This is a genomic window from Mesorhizobium subarcticum (genome assembly GCF_055456085.1).
The window spans coordinates 576,715-595,660 of record NZ_CM144237.1 but is presented as its reverse complement, the minus strand read 5'-3'; the positions used below and the strand labels follow the sequence as shown (position 1 = coordinate 595,660).

At 64.1% G+C, this 18,946-nt stretch carries 12 protein-coding genes; 7 read left to right on the top strand and 5 right to left on the bottom strand.

Features of this window, described 5'->3' with window-relative positions; all coding sequences use genetic code 11:
• Positions 1–17 precede the first annotated feature (17 nt).
• Together ACZYHG_RS02765 and ACZYHG_RS02760 are read right to left on the bottom strand one after the other, a co-directional pair.
• Complete coding sequence (locus ACZYHG_RS02765; protein WP_464612428.1) at positions 18–1,547, bottom strand: ABC transporter substrate-binding protein; 1,530 nt, start codon at positions 1,545–1,547, stop codon at positions 18–20.
• A 110-nt stretch (positions 1,548–1,657) separates the two neighbouring features.
• On the bottom strand, positions 1,658–3,232 hold the full coding sequence (locus ACZYHG_RS02760) for a phytoene desaturase family protein (protein ID WP_464612427.1): 1,575 nt from the start codon (positions 3,230–3,232) through the stop codon (positions 1,658–1,660).
• Positions 3,233–3,351: 119 nt separating this feature from the next.
• On the opposite strand from ACZYHG_RS02760, the gene ACZYHG_RS02755 reads away from it, so the two are divergent.
• The 7 genes from ACZYHG_RS02755 (at position 3,352) to ACZYHG_RS02725 (ending at position 14,086) form a co-directional block, all read left to right on the top strand.
• Entirely contained in the window at positions 3,352–4,143 is a 792-nt protein-coding gene (locus ACZYHG_RS02755) for a cyclase family protein (RefSeq protein WP_464612426.1), read from the top strand.
• 16 nt (positions 4,144–4,159) lie between these two features.
• Positions 4,160–5,749, top strand: coding sequence for a phytoene desaturase family protein (locus ACZYHG_RS02750; RefSeq protein WP_464612425.1), 1,590 nt, complete (start codon positions 4,160–4,162; stop codon positions 5,747–5,749).
• Positions 5,749–6,231, top strand: coding sequence for a MarR family winged helix-turn-helix transcriptional regulator (locus ACZYHG_RS02745; RefSeq protein WP_023772620.1), 483 nt, complete (start codon positions 5,749–5,751; stop codon positions 6,229–6,231). The genes ACZYHG_RS02750 and ACZYHG_RS02745 overlap by 1 nt, the downstream gene beginning before the upstream one ends.
• A gap of 45 nt (positions 6,232–6,276) precedes the next feature.
• The gene (locus tag ACZYHG_RS02740; RefSeq protein WP_464612424.1) at positions 6,277–8,430 is read left to right on the top strand and encodes a thiamine pyrophosphate-dependent enzyme; all 2,154 of its coding nucleotides are present in this window, start codon (positions 6,277–6,279) and stop codon (positions 8,428–8,430) included.
• Entirely contained in the window at positions 8,423–10,006 is a 1,584-nt protein-coding gene (locus ACZYHG_RS02735; RefSeq protein WP_464612423.1) for an indolepyruvate oxidoreductase subunit beta family protein, read from the top strand. Before ACZYHG_RS02740 ends, ACZYHG_RS02735 begins: the two co-directional genes overlap by 8 nt.
• Before the next feature lie 258 nt (positions 10,007–10,264).
• A complete protein-coding gene (locus ACZYHG_RS02730; RefSeq protein ID WP_464612422.1) occupies positions 10,265–13,672 on the top strand; it encodes an acyl-[ACP]--phospholipid O-acyltransferase in 3,408 nt (1,135 codons plus the stop codon).
• Between the two features lie 159 nt (positions 13,673–13,831).
• The gene (locus ACZYHG_RS02725; RefSeq protein WP_080681077.1) at positions 13,832–14,086 is read left to right on the top strand and encodes a GCG_CRPN prefix-to-repeats domain-containing protein; all 255 of its coding nucleotides are present in this window, start codon (positions 13,832–13,834) and stop codon (positions 14,084–14,086) included.
• A 100-nt stretch (positions 14,087–14,186) separates the two neighbouring features.
• Here ACZYHG_RS02725 and ACZYHG_RS02720 read toward each other — a convergent pair whose 3' ends face one another.
• The 3 genes from ACZYHG_RS02720 to ACZYHG_RS02710 all read right to left on the bottom strand — a co-directional run bounded on the left by ACZYHG_RS02720 (position 14,187) and on the right by ACZYHG_RS02710 (position 18,861).
• Entirely contained in the window at positions 14,187–15,875 is a 1,689-nt protein-coding gene (locus ACZYHG_RS02720) for a sulfatase-like hydrolase/transferase (RefSeq protein WP_464612421.1), read from the bottom strand.
• A 188-nt stretch (positions 15,876–16,063) separates the two neighbouring features.
• Positions 16,064–17,302, bottom strand: a complete 1,239-nt coding sequence (locus ACZYHG_RS02715; RefSeq protein WP_464612420.1) for a DUF1501 domain-containing protein — start codon at positions 17,300–17,302, stop codon at positions 16,064–16,066.
• A 50-nt stretch (positions 17,303–17,352) separates the two neighbouring features.
• A complete protein-coding gene (locus ACZYHG_RS02710) occupies positions 17,353–18,861 on the bottom strand; it encodes a DUF1800 domain-containing protein (RefSeq protein WP_464612419.1) in 1,509 nt (502 codons plus the stop codon).
• Between the last annotated feature and the right edge of the window lie 85 nt (positions 18,862–18,946).

Here is an 18,946-nt window from a genome sequence, read left to right as displayed (position 1 = left end):
CAATTCCAGGCCTTCTATCAGGCCGGGGTCATCAGTGCCGGCAGCAGCGCGCCGGAAAGATGCTGCACCACCTTGACGCCCTTGGCATGCACGACCGGCTGTGCGAACTGCAGCACCGGCAGCACATAGGCCTGCTCGGCGATGTACTTGTCGACCGCTTTCCAGCCGGCAATGCGCTTGGCCTCATCCTTCTCGCCCCACAGCGGTCCGATCTTGGCATCGAGGTCGTCGGTCTTCCACGACGAGTGCGGCGACGGCCCGAACATGGCGAAGCCGGTCGAGGTGGTCGGATCGCCGATGGCATTGCCCCAATTGTAGAAGGCCGCCGGTGCCAGCTTGTGGGCGGCGCGCAGTTCGTAGTGCTTGGCGATCTCGTAGACTTCGATCGTCGCCTCGATGCCGACCTTGCGCCACATGCCGACGATTGCCTGCACCATCTCGTAATCCTTGGGCTTGAAGCCCTTGGTGGTCTGGATGGTGATCTTGGCGGGCTTCTCCGGTGAGTAGCCGGAGGCCGCCAGCAGTTCCTTGGCCTTCTCCGGATTGTGCTCGACCTTGATCGACGGGTCGTAGGCCGCGTATTCCGGCGTTTCCAGTGTCGCGATCGGCTGGCCGTAGCCGCGCAGCAATCGCTTGACCAGAAGCTCCTTGTCCACCGCCATCACGGCCGCCTGGCGGACATTCTTGTCCAGCATGGCGTCCTTGTTGTTGAAGAAGATCATGCCGATGTCGGAGACGTTCTTGCACGAGCCGGCCAGCCCGTCCTTGGCGATCAGCCGGTCATATTCCTCGTACGGGATCTCGAGCGTCACCTGCGAGGAACCGGACTCGATTTCGGCGACACGGCTCGCCGCGTCGGTGACGAACTTGATCGTCACATTCTCGAAGGCCGGCTTGCCGCCCCAATAGGTCGGATTGGCCTTCAGCCGCAGGAAGGCGTTGCGCTCGAACTTCTCGACCATGTAGGGGCCGGTGCCGATCGGCGCCTTCTCAAAGCCTTCGGCGCCGACCTTCTCGTAATAGGCCTTCGGCAGGATGTAGCCGGTCAGGAACGACATCCACTTGAAATAGACCGGGTCGAACTGCACGACGTCGCCGGTGATCTTGTTGCCGTCGATCTTGAAATTGTTGACGTTCTTCCAGACGAACTGGATCGGGTTGCCGGTCTTTTCGTCGCCCGCCCGCTGCAGCGACCACACGACATCCTCGGGGGTGAAGGGCGAGCCGTCATGCCAGGTCACGCCTTCGCGCACCGTCATCATCACCTTGGTGCGGTCGTCGTTCCAGCCCCATTCGGTGAGCAGGCCGGGCGCAAAGGACAGGTCCGGCTTCTGCGGGATGAACTGGTCGAACACTGACTGGTAAAGGCCCTGGATCGTCGGGTTCACCGCCGAGGGTCCGGTGGTCGGATCCCAGGACGGCAGGTTGACGTTGTAGGCGATAGTCAGTTCGCCAGCCGCCGCCTTGGCGATCTGTGGCAGGCCGACTGCGGCCACCCCAAGTGCCGCGGCACTGTATCCCAGCAATTCGCGTCTGTTGATTGTCATGGTCGTTCCCCTTGTTGTTTGTTGTCTTTGCGCGGCAGTGTCAGTTCATTGGTTCAGGCTTCGTGGGCAGCAGCGCCTTGCCTCTCGTCGCCTTCATGAAATCTTTGGAGCTACCTCCCGCCAAGCTGTTGCGCGAGCATGAAGCCCGAAGCCGCACCGGTGCCGGCACCCGGCCATGTCGCGGCGCCCGTGAGATGCAGATTGCCGACCGGCGTGTTCCAGCCGGCATAGCCGCGCGCCGGGCGGAACAGGAAATTCTGCGCCAGATGATGGCTGCCGCAGACCTGGTCGCCGCCGACGAGGTTCGGGTTCTCGCGTTCGAGGTCGATGGGCGAGAACACCGAACGGCCGAGGATATTGTTGCGCAGGCCGGGCGCATAGGTCTCGATGATGTCGAGGACACGGTCGGCGTAGGCGTCCTTGACCTGATCCCAATGCGCGGGCGCGATCTTGCCGGCCGCATCGCCAAGGATTTCAGCGGGCAGCATGCGCACCTGCACCCACAGCACATGCTTGCCCCGAGGCGCGCGCGACGGATCGATCGCGGTCGGCTGGCCGACGACCAGCACGGGCTCGTTCGGCAGCATGCCCGCCATCGCCTGCTGATAGGTGCGCGACATGGCATCGAGCGACGGCGAAAGATGCACGTACGCAAACTGCCGCAACTCGGTGCCGGCGCGCCAGTCGGGCAGGTCGTCGAGCGCCAGATGGATCATCATCGTGCCCGGCGCGTGGCGGAACTTTTTCATCGCCGTATCAAAGCCGGTGTCGCCGGAACCGTTCGGCAGCAACTTCTCGCTTAGCGCCTTGGGCGCGACCCCGGCGATCACCGCTTTGGTCGCGGTGTGCGTCTCGCCGGATGCGAGCCGCACGCCGGTTGCCTTTCCGCCTGAGACCGTGATCTCCGCAACCTCTGCCTCGGTGACGATCTTGCCGCCGGCGGATATGACCATGCCCGACAGGGCACGGATGATGGTGTCGGCGCCACCCTTGCCAAGCACCATGCCGAAGCTCTGGTTGGCCATCGATTCCAGATAGGGGAATACGGCACCGCCGGCGATGTCGGGCGCGAAGTCGAGATGCATGCCCCAAGTCGCGAGTGTTGCCCGCACATGCGCAGACTCGAAGTTTTCCTCCAGCCACGCGCGGGGTGAGGACAACAGCAAGCGGCCGGTGTCGAGCGCGCCCGCCACACCCTTCTTGCGCCACAGGTTCCAGACGGTGCCGGCAAGCGCGCGGGCGCTCATCGGCGAGCCCAAAAGCCGGAAAAGATGTTCGGCCTCCGCCGGGAAGGCGGCGACCAACCTGCGCCATGTCGCGGCATCGGCGGCTGAGAAAGCGGCCATGCGCGCAGCGGTCTTTTCCAGATCGTTGCTGACGCCGAACCAGCGTCCATCCGGAAAGGCACTAGCGAAACAATCGGCGACAGGCGCGAACTCCAGACCCTGCGCTTTCAATTCATTTGCATATTTCCGGTGGAAGGCAGAGCCGCCAAACAGGCTCAGATTCATCGCACCGAAATCGTGGCGGAAGCCTGGAAGGGTGAATTCGCCGGTCTGGATGGCGCCGCCGATTGTTGCACTGCGCTCGAAAATCCCGGTTTTCCAGCCTTTGAGCGCCAGATGCGCGGCGCATGCCAGACTGTTGTGGCCCGCCCCGATAAAGATGGCGTCGAACTCGCTCACGCCCCGTTCCCATTTCCTTTATGCTTAAAGATAATTGCAGATGCATATGTTTTCGTCTAGTAGGATATTAAGGGCCGAGACGAGCCTTGATCATCACTGACAAAGAGGGAACAGAGACCATGGACACTCAAAAACTCCTCGGCGAAGTCGCCGGCCAGCTGCTTTCAGGCGCCATCAAGGTGGTTGACCTGTCGGCGCCGCTCGGTCCCGATACGCCCCTGATCAAGCTGCCGCCGGAGCTTGCCGTCGACACACCGAAGGTCGAGATCCACAACATCTCGCGCTATGACAAGAACGGCCCCTGGTGGGCCTGGAACTGGCTGAAGCTGGGCGAGCACTCGGGCACGCATTTCGACGCGCCACAGCATTGGATCAGCGGCAAGGATTATCCGGACGGCGCCACCGACACCATTCCGGCGCAGAATTTCGTCGGCCCGGTCAATGTCATCGACTGCTCCGCGGAAGCCGCCGCCGACCACGATTTTCTGCTCACCGTCGACCACATCAAGGCATGGGAAGCCAAGCATGGCGCCATCAATGCCGGTGAGTGGGTGGTGATGCGCACCGACTGGTACAAGCGCAACGGTTCGGAAGCCGAGTTCCTCAATGCCAATGAGACCGGCCCGCACACGCCAGGCCCGACGGCCGAAGCCATCCAGTTCCTGATCAGCAAGGACATCAAGGGCTGGGGCTCGGAGACGATCGGCACCGATGCCGGCAAGGCCGGCGGCATGGAGCCGCCATTCCCGGCGCACACGCTGATGCACAAGGCCAACCGTTATGGTCTGGCCAGCCTCTGCAACCTCGACCAGTTGCCGCCGAAAGGCGCTATTCTGATCGCGGCGCCGCTGAAGATCGAGCACGGCACCGGCAGCCCGATCCGCGCGCTGGCGCTTGTGTCGAAAGGCTAAGCGAAAGCACGCTAAAGTGAGCCAGCCGGATCACATCATCGTCGGCAGCGGCATCAACGCGCTGGTCTGCGCGGCGATGCTTGGCGCCAAGGGCGCCAAGGGCGCCAAGGGCGCCAAGGTGCTCGTGCTCGAGCGCAACGACCGCATCGGCGGTTGCATGCGCACCGAGGCGATCACCGCGCCCGGCTTCATTCATGATGTGATGGCGACGACCTTCGTGCTGTTCATCACCTCGCCGGCCTTTGCGGCATTGGGCGGCGATCTGGCCCGGCACGGGCTGGAGTTCTGCCACACCGACACGCCGACCGGCGTGCTGCGGCCGGACGGCAGTCACGCCGTGCTGAGCACCGACCGCGCCGCCAACGTCGCGGCAATCAATGCGATCGCCGCTGGTGATGGCGATAGGCACGCGGACGATGTGGGTGGCATCGAGCGCAATGCCGGCCTGCTGTTCGGCCTGCTCGGCGGCAGCCTGTGGTCTTATCCCACAGCGAAGCTGTTGGCCGGCAATGCCTGGCGGCGTAGCCCGCGTGGCCTTGCCGCCTTTCTCGGCGAAGCGCTGGTGCCGGCGCGAAGCTGGCTGGAAAACACGTATCAATCCGAAACCATCCGCGCGCTTTGGGCGCCCTGGGTTCTGCATGCCGGACTTGGGCCCGAGGATGCCTTCTCTGGCCAGATCGCCAAGGTGATCGCCTTCGCGCTGGAGGCGGCCGGTGCGCCGATCGTCAAGGGCGGGGCGAAGAACCTGCTTGCCGCCTTCGAAGCCCTGATCAGGGAACGTGGCGGCGAGATCCGCACCAGCGCCGATGTCGCCTCAATCGTTCAGACCGGTGGCCGCGCGACCGGCGTGCGGCTGGCGTCTGGCGAAACCATCACGGCGAACAAGAGCGTCATCTGCTCGGTCACGCCGACGCAGCTCTATGGCCGGCTGCTCGGCAGCGAGGCTCCCAAAGCTGATGTCGAGGCAACACAGAACTATCGCTACGGCAAAGGCAATTTCCAGATCCACTATGCGCTGGACAAGCCGCCGTCCTGGCGCGGCGAAGGCCTCGACAAGGTCGCGTTGCTGCATCTGACGCCGGGATTGGATGGCGTGTCGAAAGCCTGCAACGAGGCGGTGCGCGGCATGCTGCCGGAAGTGCCGACGATCTGTGTCGGCCAGCCGCATGCGCTCGACCCGTCGCGTTGCCCTGAAGACAAGGCGATCCTTTGGCTGCAACTGCCCGAGGCGCCCCGCCACATCAAGGGCGATGCCGCCGGCAAGCTGCAGGCGCCGGCTGACGGACAGTGGACCGACGCATTGCGCGAAGCCTATGCCGACCGGGCCGAGGCGACCCTCGCCAGCCATATCGACGGCTTCAAGGATAGCGTCATTGCGCGCCGCGCCTACTCGCCGGCCGATCTCGAAGCGATGAACATCAATCTGGTCGGCGGCGACCCCTATGGCGGCTCCTCGACCATCGACCAGTCGTTCCTGTGGCGGCCGTTCAAGACCAGTCGCAACCACCAGACCGGCATCAAAGGTCTCTACCATATCGGCGCCTCGACCCATCCCGGCGCCGGCCTCGGCGGCGGCTCAGGCTTTCTCCTGGCAGGGAGGTTGTGATGGAGCAGAAGGTCGCGGAAAAGCGTCAGCGCATTTCGACCTTGGGCCAGATCGGCCTGCAGCAATTCGCGCCCTATCTGATGAACCGCATCATGGGCCGTTACAACGCCACCTTGCGCGACGATTTCCGCAAGCAGGGCCTGACCATTTCGCAGGTCCGCACGCTGGCTGTCCTGTCGGTCACCGACGGCGTCACCGTCAACGATCTTTCTGTCTATACGGTCATCGAACAGTCGACCTTGAGCCGCACGCTCGACACGCTGGAGGGGCAAGGCTTCGTGCGGCGCGAGCAGGGCGTCACCGACAGCCGCATCCGCCATGTCTTCCTGACCGATGAAGGCCGCGCCGAGTTCACCCGCGCCTGGCCGGCCATGCATGACGCCTTCGAGGCGATGTTCGACGATATCGACGATGCCGAATATGCGGCCCTGATCGCCACGCTTTTGAAGATGCTGAAGAACATTCGCAAGCACGACATCTAGACCTACGCGCCGCCACCGCCAGGCGGTAACGGAAGGAGTCAAGAAATGGCCGAACGGTCTTTTGCCAAGGAAGTCGAAAAGCTGAGGCTCGGCGCCGGCGAGGAATTTGCCGGCGAAGGCATCCTCGCCATCACCAAGGCGCTGCTGCAATGCGGCGTCGGCTATGTCGGCGGCTATCAGGGTGCGCCGATCAGCCATCTGATGGATGTGCTGGCCGACGCGCAGGACATTCTGGGCGAGCTCGGCGTGCATTTCGAAGCCAGCGCCTCGGAAGCCACCGCCACCGCCATGCTCGCGGCCTCGGTGCATTATCCCATTCGTGGTGCCGCGACCTTCAAGTCGACCGTCGGCACCAATGTCGCCTCCGATGCGCTGGCCAACCTCGCCTCCGGTGGCGTCACCGGCGGCGCGCTGATCATCGTCGGCGAGGACTATGGCGAGGGCTCCTCGATCATGCAGGAGCGCAGCCATGCCTTTGCCATGAAGAGCCAGGTCTGGCTGCTCGACCCGCGCCCGAACCTGCCGTCGATCGTCAAGGCGGTGGAGGATGGTTTTGAGCTGTCCGAGATCTCCAACACGCCGGTCATGCTGCAGGTGCGCATCCGCTGCTGCCACGTGCACGGCCATTTCATCGCCAAGGACAACAAGCGCCCGCCAATGACGGTCGCCGATGCGCTGGACGCGCCGCGCCGCGACACCGGCCGCATCGTGCTGCCGCCCGCGTCCTTCCTGCACGAGAAGGAAAAGGTGCAGAAACGCTGGCCGGCGGCGGTCGATTTCATCCGCAACAACAAGATCAACGAATTCTTCGGCTCGGATCATGGCTCGGTTGGCATCGTCATGCAGGGCGGTATGTACAATTCGGTCATCCGCGCCTTGCAGCGTCTCGGCCTTGCCGACACCTATGGCGAGACGGACGTGCCGCTCTACGTGCTCAACGCCGTCTATCCCTTGATCGACGACGAATTCCTCACCTTCTGTGAAGGCAAGCAGGCGGTGCTGGTCGTGGAGGAAGGCCAACCCAATTACATCGAGCAGGCCTTTGCCGCGATGCTGCACAAGGCCGGGCGCGGCACCAGGCTGGTCGGCAAGGAGTATCTGCCGATGGCCGGCGAATATACCGGCCAGGTGATGCTCGACGGCATCGGCACCTTCCTGCGCGCCGAGGCGCCGCATCTCTTGCCGGGCGAAGTGCGTGCGCCCAACAAGGTCGGCGACGGCGTCGACACCGCTGATCTGATCAACGTCGTGCCTGGCCGTCCGCCAGGCTTCTGCATTGGCTGCCCGGAGCGGCCGATCTTTGCCGCGACCAAACTGGTCGAGCAGGAGCTCGGCAAGCATCACATCGCTTCCGACATCGGCTGCCACCTGTTTTCGATCATGCCGCCTTTCGAGCTCGGCGCCACGACCATGGGCTATGGTCTCGGCCCGGCCTCGGCCTCGGCGTTCAATTCGCCCGACGCCAAGCGCCGCTCGATCTCCTTCGTCGGCGATGGCGGCTTCTGGCACAACGGCCTGACCTCCTCGATCGGCAATGCGGTGTTCAACAAGAACGACGGCGTCATCGTCATCGTCGACAATTTCTACTCGGCCGCCACCGGCGGCCAGGACATCCTGTCATCGCGCGCCGGCAACAAGACCAAGTCGACCAAGCATCCGATCACCGAAGCGGTGAAGGGCATGGGCGTCAAATGGCTGCGCCATGTCGACCGCACCTATGACGTCACCAAGATGCAGGACACGCTGCGCGAGGCGCTGACGACGGACGAGAAGGGGCCGAAGGTCATCGTCGCCTCGTCCGAATGCATGCTCAACCGGCAGCGCCGCGAAAAGCCGTTGGTCGACCAGGCGATCAAGGGCGGGACAAGGGTCGTCAAGCCAAAGTTCGGAGTCGACGAGGACATCTGCACCGGCGACCATGCCTGCATGCGGCTGTCCGGCTGCCCGTCGCTGTCGGTGAAGTCGCTCGACGATCCGCTGCGCGACGATCCGGTGGCATCGATCGACCAGAGCTGCGTCGGCTGCGGCAATTGCGGCGAGGTTGCCGATGCGGCGGTGCTCTGCCCCTCCTTCTACCGAGCCGACGTCGTGCACAATCCGAGCCGCTGGGACCGCTTCCTGGAATCAGCACGCCGCGCCACCATCGGCCTGTTGCAGCGCCGCCGCGAAAGCCGGCGCCTGACCTTCGCCGATGCTTGACGCTGTCCCGCCATTCCGCGCCCGGCCCGGCGCCCAAGACGATGAGCGCGTCATAAAGCTCGCCGTGCTGGCGGTCGGCGGGCAGGGCGGCGGCGTGCTGGCCGACTGGATCACCGACGTTGCCGAGCGCAATTCCTACGTCGCGCAATCGACCTCGGTCGCCGGCGTTGCCCAGCGCACTGGCGCCACCATCTATTATATAGAAATGGCCCGAGACACCGGCCGCTTGCCTGTCTTCGCGCTGTCGCCGTCGCAAGGCGATGTCGACATTCTGATCGCCGCCGAATTGATGGAGGCCGGCCGGGCCATTATCCGTGGTTTCGTCACGCCGGAACGCACCACGCTGATCGCCTCGTCGCACCGCATCGCCGCCGTGTCGGAGAAGATCGAGCCGGGCGATGGCCGGGCCTCGTCGTCCAAGGTGCATGCAACGGGCGAGGCCGCATCGAAGCGCTTCATCGCTTTCGACATGGAGAAGATCGCCGCCGACAATGGTTCGATGATTTCGGCCAGCCTGCTCGGCGCACTGGCCGGCTCCGATGCGCTGCCGTTCACGCGCGAAAGCTACGAACAGGCGATCGGCGCCGGAGGGCGTGGCGTCAAGGCCAGCCTTGCCGCCTTCGGCGCCGCCTATGATCGCACGCGTGGCACAGCGGCGCCGGCGCCAAAGGTGGCAGAGCCGGCGATTGTCGAATCTGGTGCAGGGCGCGTCAGCGGTCCGCAAAACCTGCTGCAGGGATGGCAGGCTTTGGCCGCCCGCATCGACTTGATGCCCGTAGCGATCCGCGACATGGCGCTTCGGGGCCTGCGGAAGGTCGTCGACTATCAGGATATCGCCTATGGGCGGGACTATCTCGACAGGCTGGACAAGGCCGTTGCGCTGGACGGTGACGACCATGCCCATGCGCTGTCTATCGCCGCCGCCAAACATCTCGCCAACGCCCTGTGCTACGACGACATGATCCGCGTTGCCGATCTGAAAACGCGTTCGACGCGTGACAAGCGTGTCCGCAAGGAAGTCGGCGTCAAGGACGGCTCGATCCTGCAGGTGACCGAATATTTCCATCCGCGTATCGAGGAGTTCTGCGGCACGCTGCCGGCGGGGCTGGGCAGCTACATCGAGAACCGGCCGAAACTCGCTGCCTTTCTCGACCGCCGCATCAACCATGGCCGCCGCATCCGCACGGACAGCTTTGCGGGCTTCGCTGCACTCTGGTTTATCGGTGGCCTGCGCCGCTGGCGCCGCCGCTTGCTGCGCCACAAGGTCGAGATGGCCCACGTCGATCGCTGGTACGCCTTGGCACTTGGCTATGTGCCCCAGGACTACGCGCTGGCGGTCGAAATCCTCAATTGCCGCCGACTGATCAAGGGCTACAGCGACACCCATGTCCGCGCCCAGTCGAAATTCGACCGTGTGCTGTCGGCGCTTGATCTGGTCAAGGGGCGTGCCGACGCTGCCGACTGGATCCGCCGCCTGCGCGAGATGGCGCTGAAGGACGAGAAGGGCGACATGCTCGACGGCGCGCTGAAGACGGTAGCGACGCTCGGATCAAATCCGGCCACTGAGGCGTCCTAATCCTGACATACATCACCCGTCGCAGGTTTCGTTTTCAGGCGAAGTGAACGACGTTCATTTTTCTCTTGAACAATGTTCAAGATATGGTAGTGTTCGACTGTGAACGATGTTCATATCTGGTGCCGAAAGCCGTGGATGAGCATCAAGCGCAGTAAGGAAGTTTAATCAGCTCACTGATATCACTGAGATTGAAACACCGCCTTCAACCCGCGGGGCCTCCGGCACATCGTCGCAGGGTTCCGCAAAATGGAAATCGCCATGAACACGCATCTGATGTTGTCCCGGCGCTTTGCGCCTCTGTTCTGGACGCAGTTCCTGTCCGCCTTCAATGACAATTTTCTCAAGAACACGCTGGTGTTCCTGATCCTCTTCACGCTGGCCGCCGATCAGGCGGCCTCGTTGGTCACCTTGGCGGGGGCCGTCTTCATGGCCCCCTTTCTGCTTCTGTCGGCTCTTGGCGGCGAGATTGCCGACCGGTTCGACAAAGCGCTCATCGCGCGCAGGCTCAAATTCGCGGAGATTGCCGCCGCTGCTGTCTCCGTCGCCGGTATCGCGCTCTCGTCGATCCCGGTGCTGATGACGGCGCTGCTCATGTTCGGCATCATCTCGGCGCTGTTCGGACCGATCAAATACGGCATCCTGCCCGATCATCTCGAGCGCAAGGAACTGCCCAAGGCCAACGCCTGGATCGAGTCGGCCACGTTTGCCGCCATCCTCGGCGGCACCATTGCCGGTGGCGTGGTTTCGGCCGATGGCATCGGCGTCACGGTGTTCGGACCGATCATGATGGCGCTCGCCGTCGGTTGCTGGTTCGTCAGCCGCTACATCCCGTCCACCGGTTCGGCGGCGCCCGACCTTGTCATCGACAAGAACATCTTCCGTTCGACCTGGCGCCAGGTCTCAGAATTGCGCACCGACACGCGCATCTGGCGCGCCGGCCTGATGACCTCATGGTTCTGGCTGATCGGCGCCATCGTGCTGTCGATCCTGCCGACTCTGATCAAGGATTCGCTCGGCGGCGACGAGATCGCCGTCACCGTCTATCTCGCTGTCTTCGCCGTCTCGATCGCCATCGGTTCGGCCATTGCCGCATGGATGTCGCAGGGCCGCATTGTGCTTCTGCCCGCACCGGTCGGCACGGCGCTGCTGGCGCTGTTCGGCCTGCATCTGGCCTGGACCATCTGGAGCATGCAGCCTTCGCCAAGGGCGGAGACGCTTGCCCTGTTCTTCGCCGGGCCAAACACGATCCGTGTTGCGATCGACCTTGCCGGCATGGCCATCGCCAGCGCCTTCCTCGTGGTGCCGACCTTCGCTGCGGTACAGGCCTGGTCGCCTGAAGCGCGCCGCGCCCGCGTCGTCGCTGCCGTCAGCATCGTCAATGCCGGCTTCATGACAGTCGGCGGTATTCTTGTCGCCGTGATCCAGACGAAAGTCTCCACCGGCGGCATTCTGTTCGGGCTCGCCGTGGCCAACGCCGCCGCCGCCTGGCTGATGCTGAAATTCCTGCCGACCAATGCTTTTCGCGATTTCGTCTCCATCCTGTTCCGCGCCTTCCTGCGCCTGGAGGTCGAGGGCATGGACAACCTGAAGGCGGCCGGCAAGGCGCCGATCCTGGCGCTCAACCATGTCAGCTTTCTCGATGGTCCGCTGGCGCTGACGCTGACCGATGAAGAGCCGGTCTTCGCCATTGACTATACCATCGCGCAGGCCTGGTGGATGAAGCCGTTCATGAAGCTTGCCCGCGCTCTGCCGCTCAACCCGGCCAAGCCGATGTCGACACGCACGCTGATCAAGGTCGTACAGGGCGGCGATCCGCTGGTCATCTTTCCCGAAGGCCGCATCACCGTCACCGGCGGGCTGATGAAGGTCTATGACGGCGCCGCCATGGTCGCCGACAAGACGGGTTCAATGGTCGTGCCGGTGCGCATCGACGGGCTGGAGAAGAGCTACTTCTCGCGGCTGTCGTCGCAGCATGTACGCCGCCGGCTGTTCCCGAAGGTCAAGGTGACCATTCTGCAACCGGTCAAGCTTGAAGTGCCGCCGGAATTGAAGGGCCGCAAGCGCCGCGCCGCAGCGGGGGCGGCCCTCTATCAGGTGATGTCGGACCTCGTCTTCCGCACGCAGGACATCGACAAGACGGTTCTGGAAAAGATCATCCAGACGGCGACTGAACGCGGCATGGGAGAGCTTGCGGTGCAGGATCCGGTCACCGGTTCGCTGAGCTACGGCAAGCTGCTCACGGCCGCTGCCGTGCTTGGCGAGAAATTCCAGAACCTTTATGCCGATCAGCAGACGCTCGGCATCATGCTGCCCAACGCCAACGGCTCATGTGCGACGCTTCTTGGTGTGATGTCGGCCGGCAAGGTGCCGGCGATGATCAACTTCACCGCGGGTGCCGCCAACATCCTGTCCGCCTGCAAGGCCGCCGAAGTGAAGACCGTGCTCACCTCGCGTGCCTTTGTTGAGCAGGCAAAGCTCGGCGCGGTGGTCGAGGAAATCGGCCGCTCGGTCGACATCGTCTGGCTCGACGATCTGCGCAAGACCATCGGTCTCAAGGACAAGCTACTCGGTCTCTTACGCAAGTCGACGCCGCGCGCGCGGCGCTTGCCCAACGACCCGGCGGTGATCCTGTTCACTTCGGGTTCGGAAGGCACACCAAAGGGTGTGGTGCTGACGCATCGCAACATCCTGGCCAACGCCGCCCAGGCTGCCTCGCGCATCGATTTCCATTCGGGCGACAAGGTGTTCAACGTGCTGCCGATCTTCCATTCCTTCGGCATGACGGCCGGCATGGTGCTGCCGCTGATCTCGGGCGTGCCGGTCTATTTCTACCCGTCGCCGCTGCACTACCGCATCGTGCCGGAACTGATCTACGCCTCCAACGCGACGATCATCTTCGGCACCGATACGTTCCTCAGCGGCTATGCGCGCACCGCGCATCCTTACGACTTCCGCTCGATCCGCTATTGCTTTGCCGGCGCGGAGCCGGTCAAGGCGTCCACGCGCATGACCTATATGGAAAAGTTCGGCGTGCGCATCCTGGAAGGTTATGGCGTCACCGAGACCGCGCCGGTGATTTCCATCAACACGCCGATGTACAACCGTTCCGGAACCGTCGGCAAAATCATGCCAGGCATGGAATACCGCCTCGACCCGGTGCCCGGTGTCGACGATGGCGGGCGGCTGTTCGTGCGCGGCCCCAATGTCATGGCGGGTTATCTGCGCGCCGAGAAGCCGGGCGTGCTCGAAACGCTGCCGGATGGCTGGCATGACACCGGCGACGTCGTCTCTATCGATGAGGGCGGCTTCATCACCATTCGCGGCCGCGCCAAGCGTTTCGCCAAGATCGGCGGCGAGATGATTTCGCTGGCCGCGGTCGAGGCGCTGGCTGGCGAAATGTGGAAAGGCTCGTTGTCGGCCGTTGCTTCTGTGCCGGATGCGCGCAAGGGCGAGAAGCTCATTTTGATTACCGAGGCCGCCAACGCGACCCGCGCGGACTTCCTGGCCTTCGCCAAGGCGAATGGCGCCATGGACCTGATGGTGCCCGCCGAAGTGCGCGTCGTCCCGAAAGTGCCGGTGCTCGGTTCGGGCAAGCTCGACTTCGCCGGCGTGACCAAACTGGTGCGGGGAGAGGACGCGCCCGCCGCCAAGGTTGAGGCCGCCTGATCGAGGCGACGACGAGGCGACGCAGCGCTGAGGACCGTGGCGTCGTCGCTTGGCGAGCGCTCTGTCCGCTAACGAATATGTGATGGAACCACTCGCACGGCTTCAGCCTGCGGGGTGCTATAACGTTCTCGTGAATGTGGAACCATGGAGGACAAGATTATGCTCACCAGATACATTCTGCCAATCGCAGTCGCGGCAGGCACATTGGCGCTTTCGAGCGTCGGCTCGCAGGCCCTGCCCATGGCAAAGCCTAGCGCCGCTGCGTTGCCAATCGAAAGCGTCGGCTGGAGATGCGGCCCTGGCTGGCACGTGAACCGGTGGGGAAATTGCGTGCCCAACCGTCGTCGCGTGATTATAGTCCGGCCGGGACACTGGCGGTACCATCACTACCACCACTGGCACCACCACTGGTAATCACGGAGCGGATCGACGCGCGGCCGCCTCCGAAGCGGCATCGGCGTCTCCGCCAAAGGTGGCGTCCCCTGTGACGCCACCAGGCTTCTATTGCGCCGTGTTAACGGGCGGCGGCCACTGATTGAAGCTGTTGGGCACGGACAGGTAGTGGGGCGGCCTGCGGGAACAGATGCAGCAGGCCGGAATCGGCGCGCCGGCGCAGATGCGCATCCACTGCGGCGCGATCTGCGCAGCTATGGAAGCTGCCGCCACAATGGTCGCGCAGGCGCACGAGATCGGCCATCACAGGCGACATTGGCAGGCCTGCGGCATCGAGCAGGCTGGCGCTGAGGAAGCCGACATCGAGCGGTGCCATGTCAGGCATTGGATGACTGAGCGGATGGTTGAAGGTGGTGAGCGTGTAGAAGGTGCGGTAGGCAATCGACTCCGGCCTGGCCAGGGCATCTTCGCCGGCGATCGCATCGACGAACGGTTTGGTCGCCGACGATTGGTGGTCGCCGAACTCCAGCACCACAGCGCCGCGTTGGCCGGCATCCGCCTTGCGGCCGTCGAGAAAATCCTGGAAGTCACCCCGCGCCACCGCCATCCGGCGCAGATATTCGTTGACCTGGAAATCATCCGAGAAAGGCTCGCCGGCGACCTTCAGGTCGGGCTCCATCCGGCCTTCATAGGGCGAGTGTGGGAACATGGTTTGGATTTCGAGGAACAGCGGCCGGCTGTCCTCCTTGCGGTGTCTGGCGATGAATGCCTCGGCCGCATGATAGTAGAAGACGTCGCGCAGATGATAGAAGGGCGCGGCGATGTCGTTGATGTCGAGCACGGTCTCGAAGCCGATCGATTTCAGGAACGGCCCTTCATTGACGAAGGTGAAATCCATCGGCGTCATCACGGCGGTTCGATAACCACAGCGCGCCAGCACCTCCGGCAGGGCGCCGGCCACCTTGTCCTGCAAAGTGATCGTCAGATACGGGCTTCGCCAGCCGAAATCGATGGCTGAAAGGCCAGTCATCAGCGACAGATTGGTGATCCAGGTGCCGCCGCCAAAGGTCTCGACCTGCAAGGGATGCGGCGTACCGGCCCTGGGTGCGAATCTCTGCAGGAAGCCTGCTCCGCTGCTCACTTGGGGAAAGTAGCCGGGATCGGACTGGCTTTCGCTCAGCACGAAAAAGATGTCCGGAAGTTTTGCCCGGTCACCGCAGTCGACCGTATCGGCGAAAGGTGTTTGCGGGGCAACGGCTTGCAGGCGCTTCTCGAATGCCTGCTCGACGACCAGGTTGCGCAGATCCAGCAGCGAGACAAAGAAGGCCGACATGTGCCGACCCTGCATATAGTAGAAATAGCGGTCCTTGGATGCCTCGGCCGGAAAGGTCAGCGGCACCAGAATGGCGAGCGCCGCCATGACCAGAACGCGTGCCGACACCGGCCAGCCAATCCGTCGGTCGATCCGGAACAGCAGGATCGCGGCCGCGACGCCGAGCACCAGCGCAATGACAACCGGCAGGATCAGATGGAGGTAGGAGCCGAGCAGGAAGCGGTATACTTCGGGATCCCTCGATACGAAAACCGCGTCGTAGAAATGCAGGGAAAAACCCTTCATGCGGAACTTGATCGCCGAAACCGCGGTGACGAAGGCGATGCTCATCCAGGCGAGATAGACGGAGAAGGCAAGGCGGCCGGAAGCCAGGAACAGCAGTCCGGCAAGGGCTGCGACAAGTGCCAGCGAGAAGGGCACCGACAGCCATTCGTGTTCGGCGCGGTTGGCGGCGAAGACACCGGCAAGACTGATCACGGCCAACGTCAGCGGATGGCAGAGTAGCCAAAAGAGATGTTGAAGCTGAGCCGCAAATTTTCCCATTGATATGCCTCAGCATAGTTTTGGGAAACTCTTCGAATATTTGCGCGGCAAGAACAAATCTATAGTGAATTTAACCTTAATGCTGACCCATATGGCGTGAGGTCGAGGCTCGCGGTGGCGCCTCAGACAATGAGGTCTCGCATCGGCGTCACCGCGGCGGACTCCGGAAACACCTTGCCCCCAAGAGCGGCGGCCGATAGCCCGAACTGGTCGGCCAGCAACCCTTTCAGCACCGCCCTGACATCGCTGGTCGGCGCGAGATCGCGTTGTTCGTAAAGCTGTGCCGGCTTCAAGCCCGGCCAGTCGGCGATGACGCGGCCGCCCTTGATCGCGCCGCCGGCGAGCAGCACCACCGTGCCGGTGCCGTGATCGGTGCCGACCGTGCCGTTGATCTGCGCCGTGCGCCCGAATTCGGTGATGGCAACGATTGCGGTGTCTTTCCAACGCTCACCGAGGCCTTTTTCGAACTCCTCGAAGGCACCGTCGAGGCCGCCGAGCAAGGTGGCGAGCCGTCCGGTCGCGCCGCCCTCGTTGACATGCGTGTCCCAGCCGTCGAAGGCGAGTGCAGCAACCCGTGGCCCGTCATCGGCCGCGATCAGCTTGGCCGCACCTTGCGCGGCCTGCCGCATGCCGGCGGCGCTGTCGAGGCCACCCTTCGGCTTCATTGGCTTGGCGGCCATCTGGTCGTCGAGCGCCATGCGGTCGGCGTCGAGGCCTTTTTGCAGGGCCACCGCCAGCACCGGATCGCGATGCTGGTAGAGGTCGAGAACCCGGGCCGCGAGATCGCCGGCCGGCGCCGGCAGGGATTGCGGCGCCCAGCCAAGCACGGGGGCAGCACCGCGGATCACCAGCGGCGTCGACGGTCCGACGGCCAACCCGCCAAGTGTCGCCACGCGATCGCCCGCCGGCAGGTTTTCCAGCGCCCGGTTGAGCCATCCGGTGGCGACATGGCCAGGGCCGGCAAAACCGCTTTCCAGCACATCCTGGCCGTCGAAATGCGAGCGTTCGCGATAACCCGTCGCTGCGGCGTGCACCACCGCGGCCTGCTTGTTCTTGAACAGCCTGGCGAACACCGGCATTGCCGGATTGACCGCGAAGAAACCATCAAGCGGCAGCGCCGCATGCGGGCCGGTTAGCGAGAGAGCGATATCGCCATGCAGGCCGGCATAATCGGGATCGCCGACCGGACCGACCGCCGACAGGCCGTCAAGCGCGCCGCGCAGGACGATGACGATCAGGCGCGGATCCCGATTGTCGGCGGCCCGGGCGAAACGCGGCAGATAGGCCCACGCAAACAGCGCGCCGCCGGTCATCAGCATGGCGCGGCGGGACGGGTGAGGGGTTTCACACAGCAGGCTCATGACGTGGTCTCCACTGGAGTTGTCGGTGCCGGGGGGTATCTTGGCTGGCGCTATCGTCTCTGGAATTCCGGCGCCATCAGCAGCAGCGCCAGGCCTTGCTGCTTGGACTCGGCGCGGGCGACCGCTTGCCGCGTCTCCGGCGAGGCGGAGGGGCCGATGACGGCGTCGAGCATGTCGTTGGGATTGCCGATGTCCTTGACCTGGCGGGCCGCCTGCCATGCGATATCGAGGCGGATTTTCATGCCTTCGGCAGATGCCCAGCTGTCCGCCTGGTCGGAAAAGCCGTTCGGCCCCGGCGGCTGCCAGAGCGGTTCGCCAAGCGCATTGAGCCAGTTGAGCGACTGGCCGGGATCGCTCGCCGGGCTTGGGCCAGCTGCGCGGCGGATGGCGGCGATATAGTCGAAGGGCGAACGCATCTTGGCCAAGGGCGTCGACCACGCCTCCGGCATGTCGATGAGGGTCGACGCCAGTGCCCTGAGATTGCCGTCGCTCTTGGTGAACACTTTGGCGAGCCGCGCGACCACCGCCGCCGGCGGCTCGTCCGATATGAAGTGGCGGGCGAGCTCGGTGGCGATGTGCTGTGCCGTTGCCGGATGGCTGGCGATGTCGTTGAGCGCCGCCTCGGCCTGGCCCATGCCGCCGGCCGGATAGGTCTTGCCCAGCAGCACCGCGTCACCGGGCTCATGGGCATTGGCGTTGAAGACGGAACTGCCGGGTTCGCCCAGCCGTCCTTCGCGCCCGGCCATCGTCCAGCCGGTCAGGATGCGGGCGAAGCTGGTGACATCGGCCTGGGTATAGCCGCTGCCGACGCCTAGCGTATGCAGTTCCATGATCTCGCGGGCGAGGTTCTCGTTGAGGCCGCGCTGGCGGTTCCTGCCGGCGCGGGAGTCCGGGCCGACCGATTGCTGGTTGTCGAGATAGAACAGCATCGCCGGGTGCCGCTCCACCGCCATCAGCATGTCGGCGAAGCGGCCGAGCACGAAGGGGCGGATGGCTTCCCGTTCGAAGGCACCGGCGCTGGCCCGCACAATGTTGTCCTTCGCTACCGAGACGCAGAAATGGTTCGACCAGAAATAGACGAGACGTTCGACGAAGCCGGCCTCGGCACGCAAGGCCTTGTCGAAGCGCGCCTGGGCTTCGGCGCGAAACAGCGTGGCCTCGATTGGCGGTGCGGGTTTGGCCGGAGCTGCGGGCGGCGATACGGATTGGGCCGGCGTAACCTGGGCCGATGCGGCCTGGGCGGACATGGCCTGAACGCTCGCCGTCGCCGGCTGCGTTGGGGCAGTGGCCATATGCTCGCGGTCGAGCTTGCGCTGGAAATTTGCCGCCATGCTGGCATGGATGGCTGACGTGCTGCCCAGCAGGCCGTCATAGGCCGGATCATCGAGCGAGATCAGCGCGATGTCGGGCTGCCGCAGTTCCGACTTCAGGTAGCCGCGCGGGTCGCCGGCAATCCTGTCGCGGTCACCGGGCCGTGCTCCAAGCCCGAAGCGGTTGAAGGCGACAAGAGCTGGATCTGGGGCTGGATCTGGCGGGGATTTGGAGGCCGGGATAGCCAAGTCAGCTCTCCATTGCTTGGGCTTCCTGCGCGCGGCGCCTGAAGCCGTTTCGAGCCGTTTCAACTGGGGACGTGGGGGCCGGCGT

Bases quoted from the DNA above. Each gene is read 5' to 3' on its own strand.
- ACZYHG_RS02765 (WP_464612428.1), bottom strand. From the start codon at position 1,547: ATGACAATCAACAGACGCGAATTGCTGGGATACAGTGCCGCGGCACTT.
- ACZYHG_RS02735 (WP_464612423.1), top strand. From the start codon at position 8,423: ATGCTTGACGCTGTCCCGCCATTCCGCGCCCGGCCCGGCGCCCAAGAC.
- ACZYHG_RS02740 (WP_464612424.1), top strand. From the start codon at position 6,277: ATGGCCGAACGGTCTTTTGCCAAGGAAGTCGAAAAGCTGAGGCTCGGC.
- ACZYHG_RS02745 (WP_023772620.1), top strand. From the start codon at position 5,749: ATGGAGCAGAAGGTCGCGGAAAAGCGTCAGCGCATTTCGACCTTGGGC.
- ACZYHG_RS02730 (WP_464612422.1), top strand. From the start codon at position 10,265: ATGAACACGCATCTGATGTTGTCCCGGCGCTTTGCGCCTCTGTTCTGG.
- ACZYHG_RS02725 (WP_080681077.1), top strand. From the start codon at position 13,832: ATGCTCACCAGATACATTCTGCCAATCGCAGTCGCGGCAGGCACATTG.
- ACZYHG_RS02715 (WP_464612420.1), bottom strand. From the start codon at position 17,302: ATGAGCCTGCTGTGTGAAACCCCTCACCCGTCCCGCCGCGCCATGCTG.
- ACZYHG_RS02755 (WP_464612426.1), top strand. From the start codon at position 3,352: ATGGACACTCAAAAACTCCTCGGCGAAGTCGCCGGCCAGCTGCTTTCA.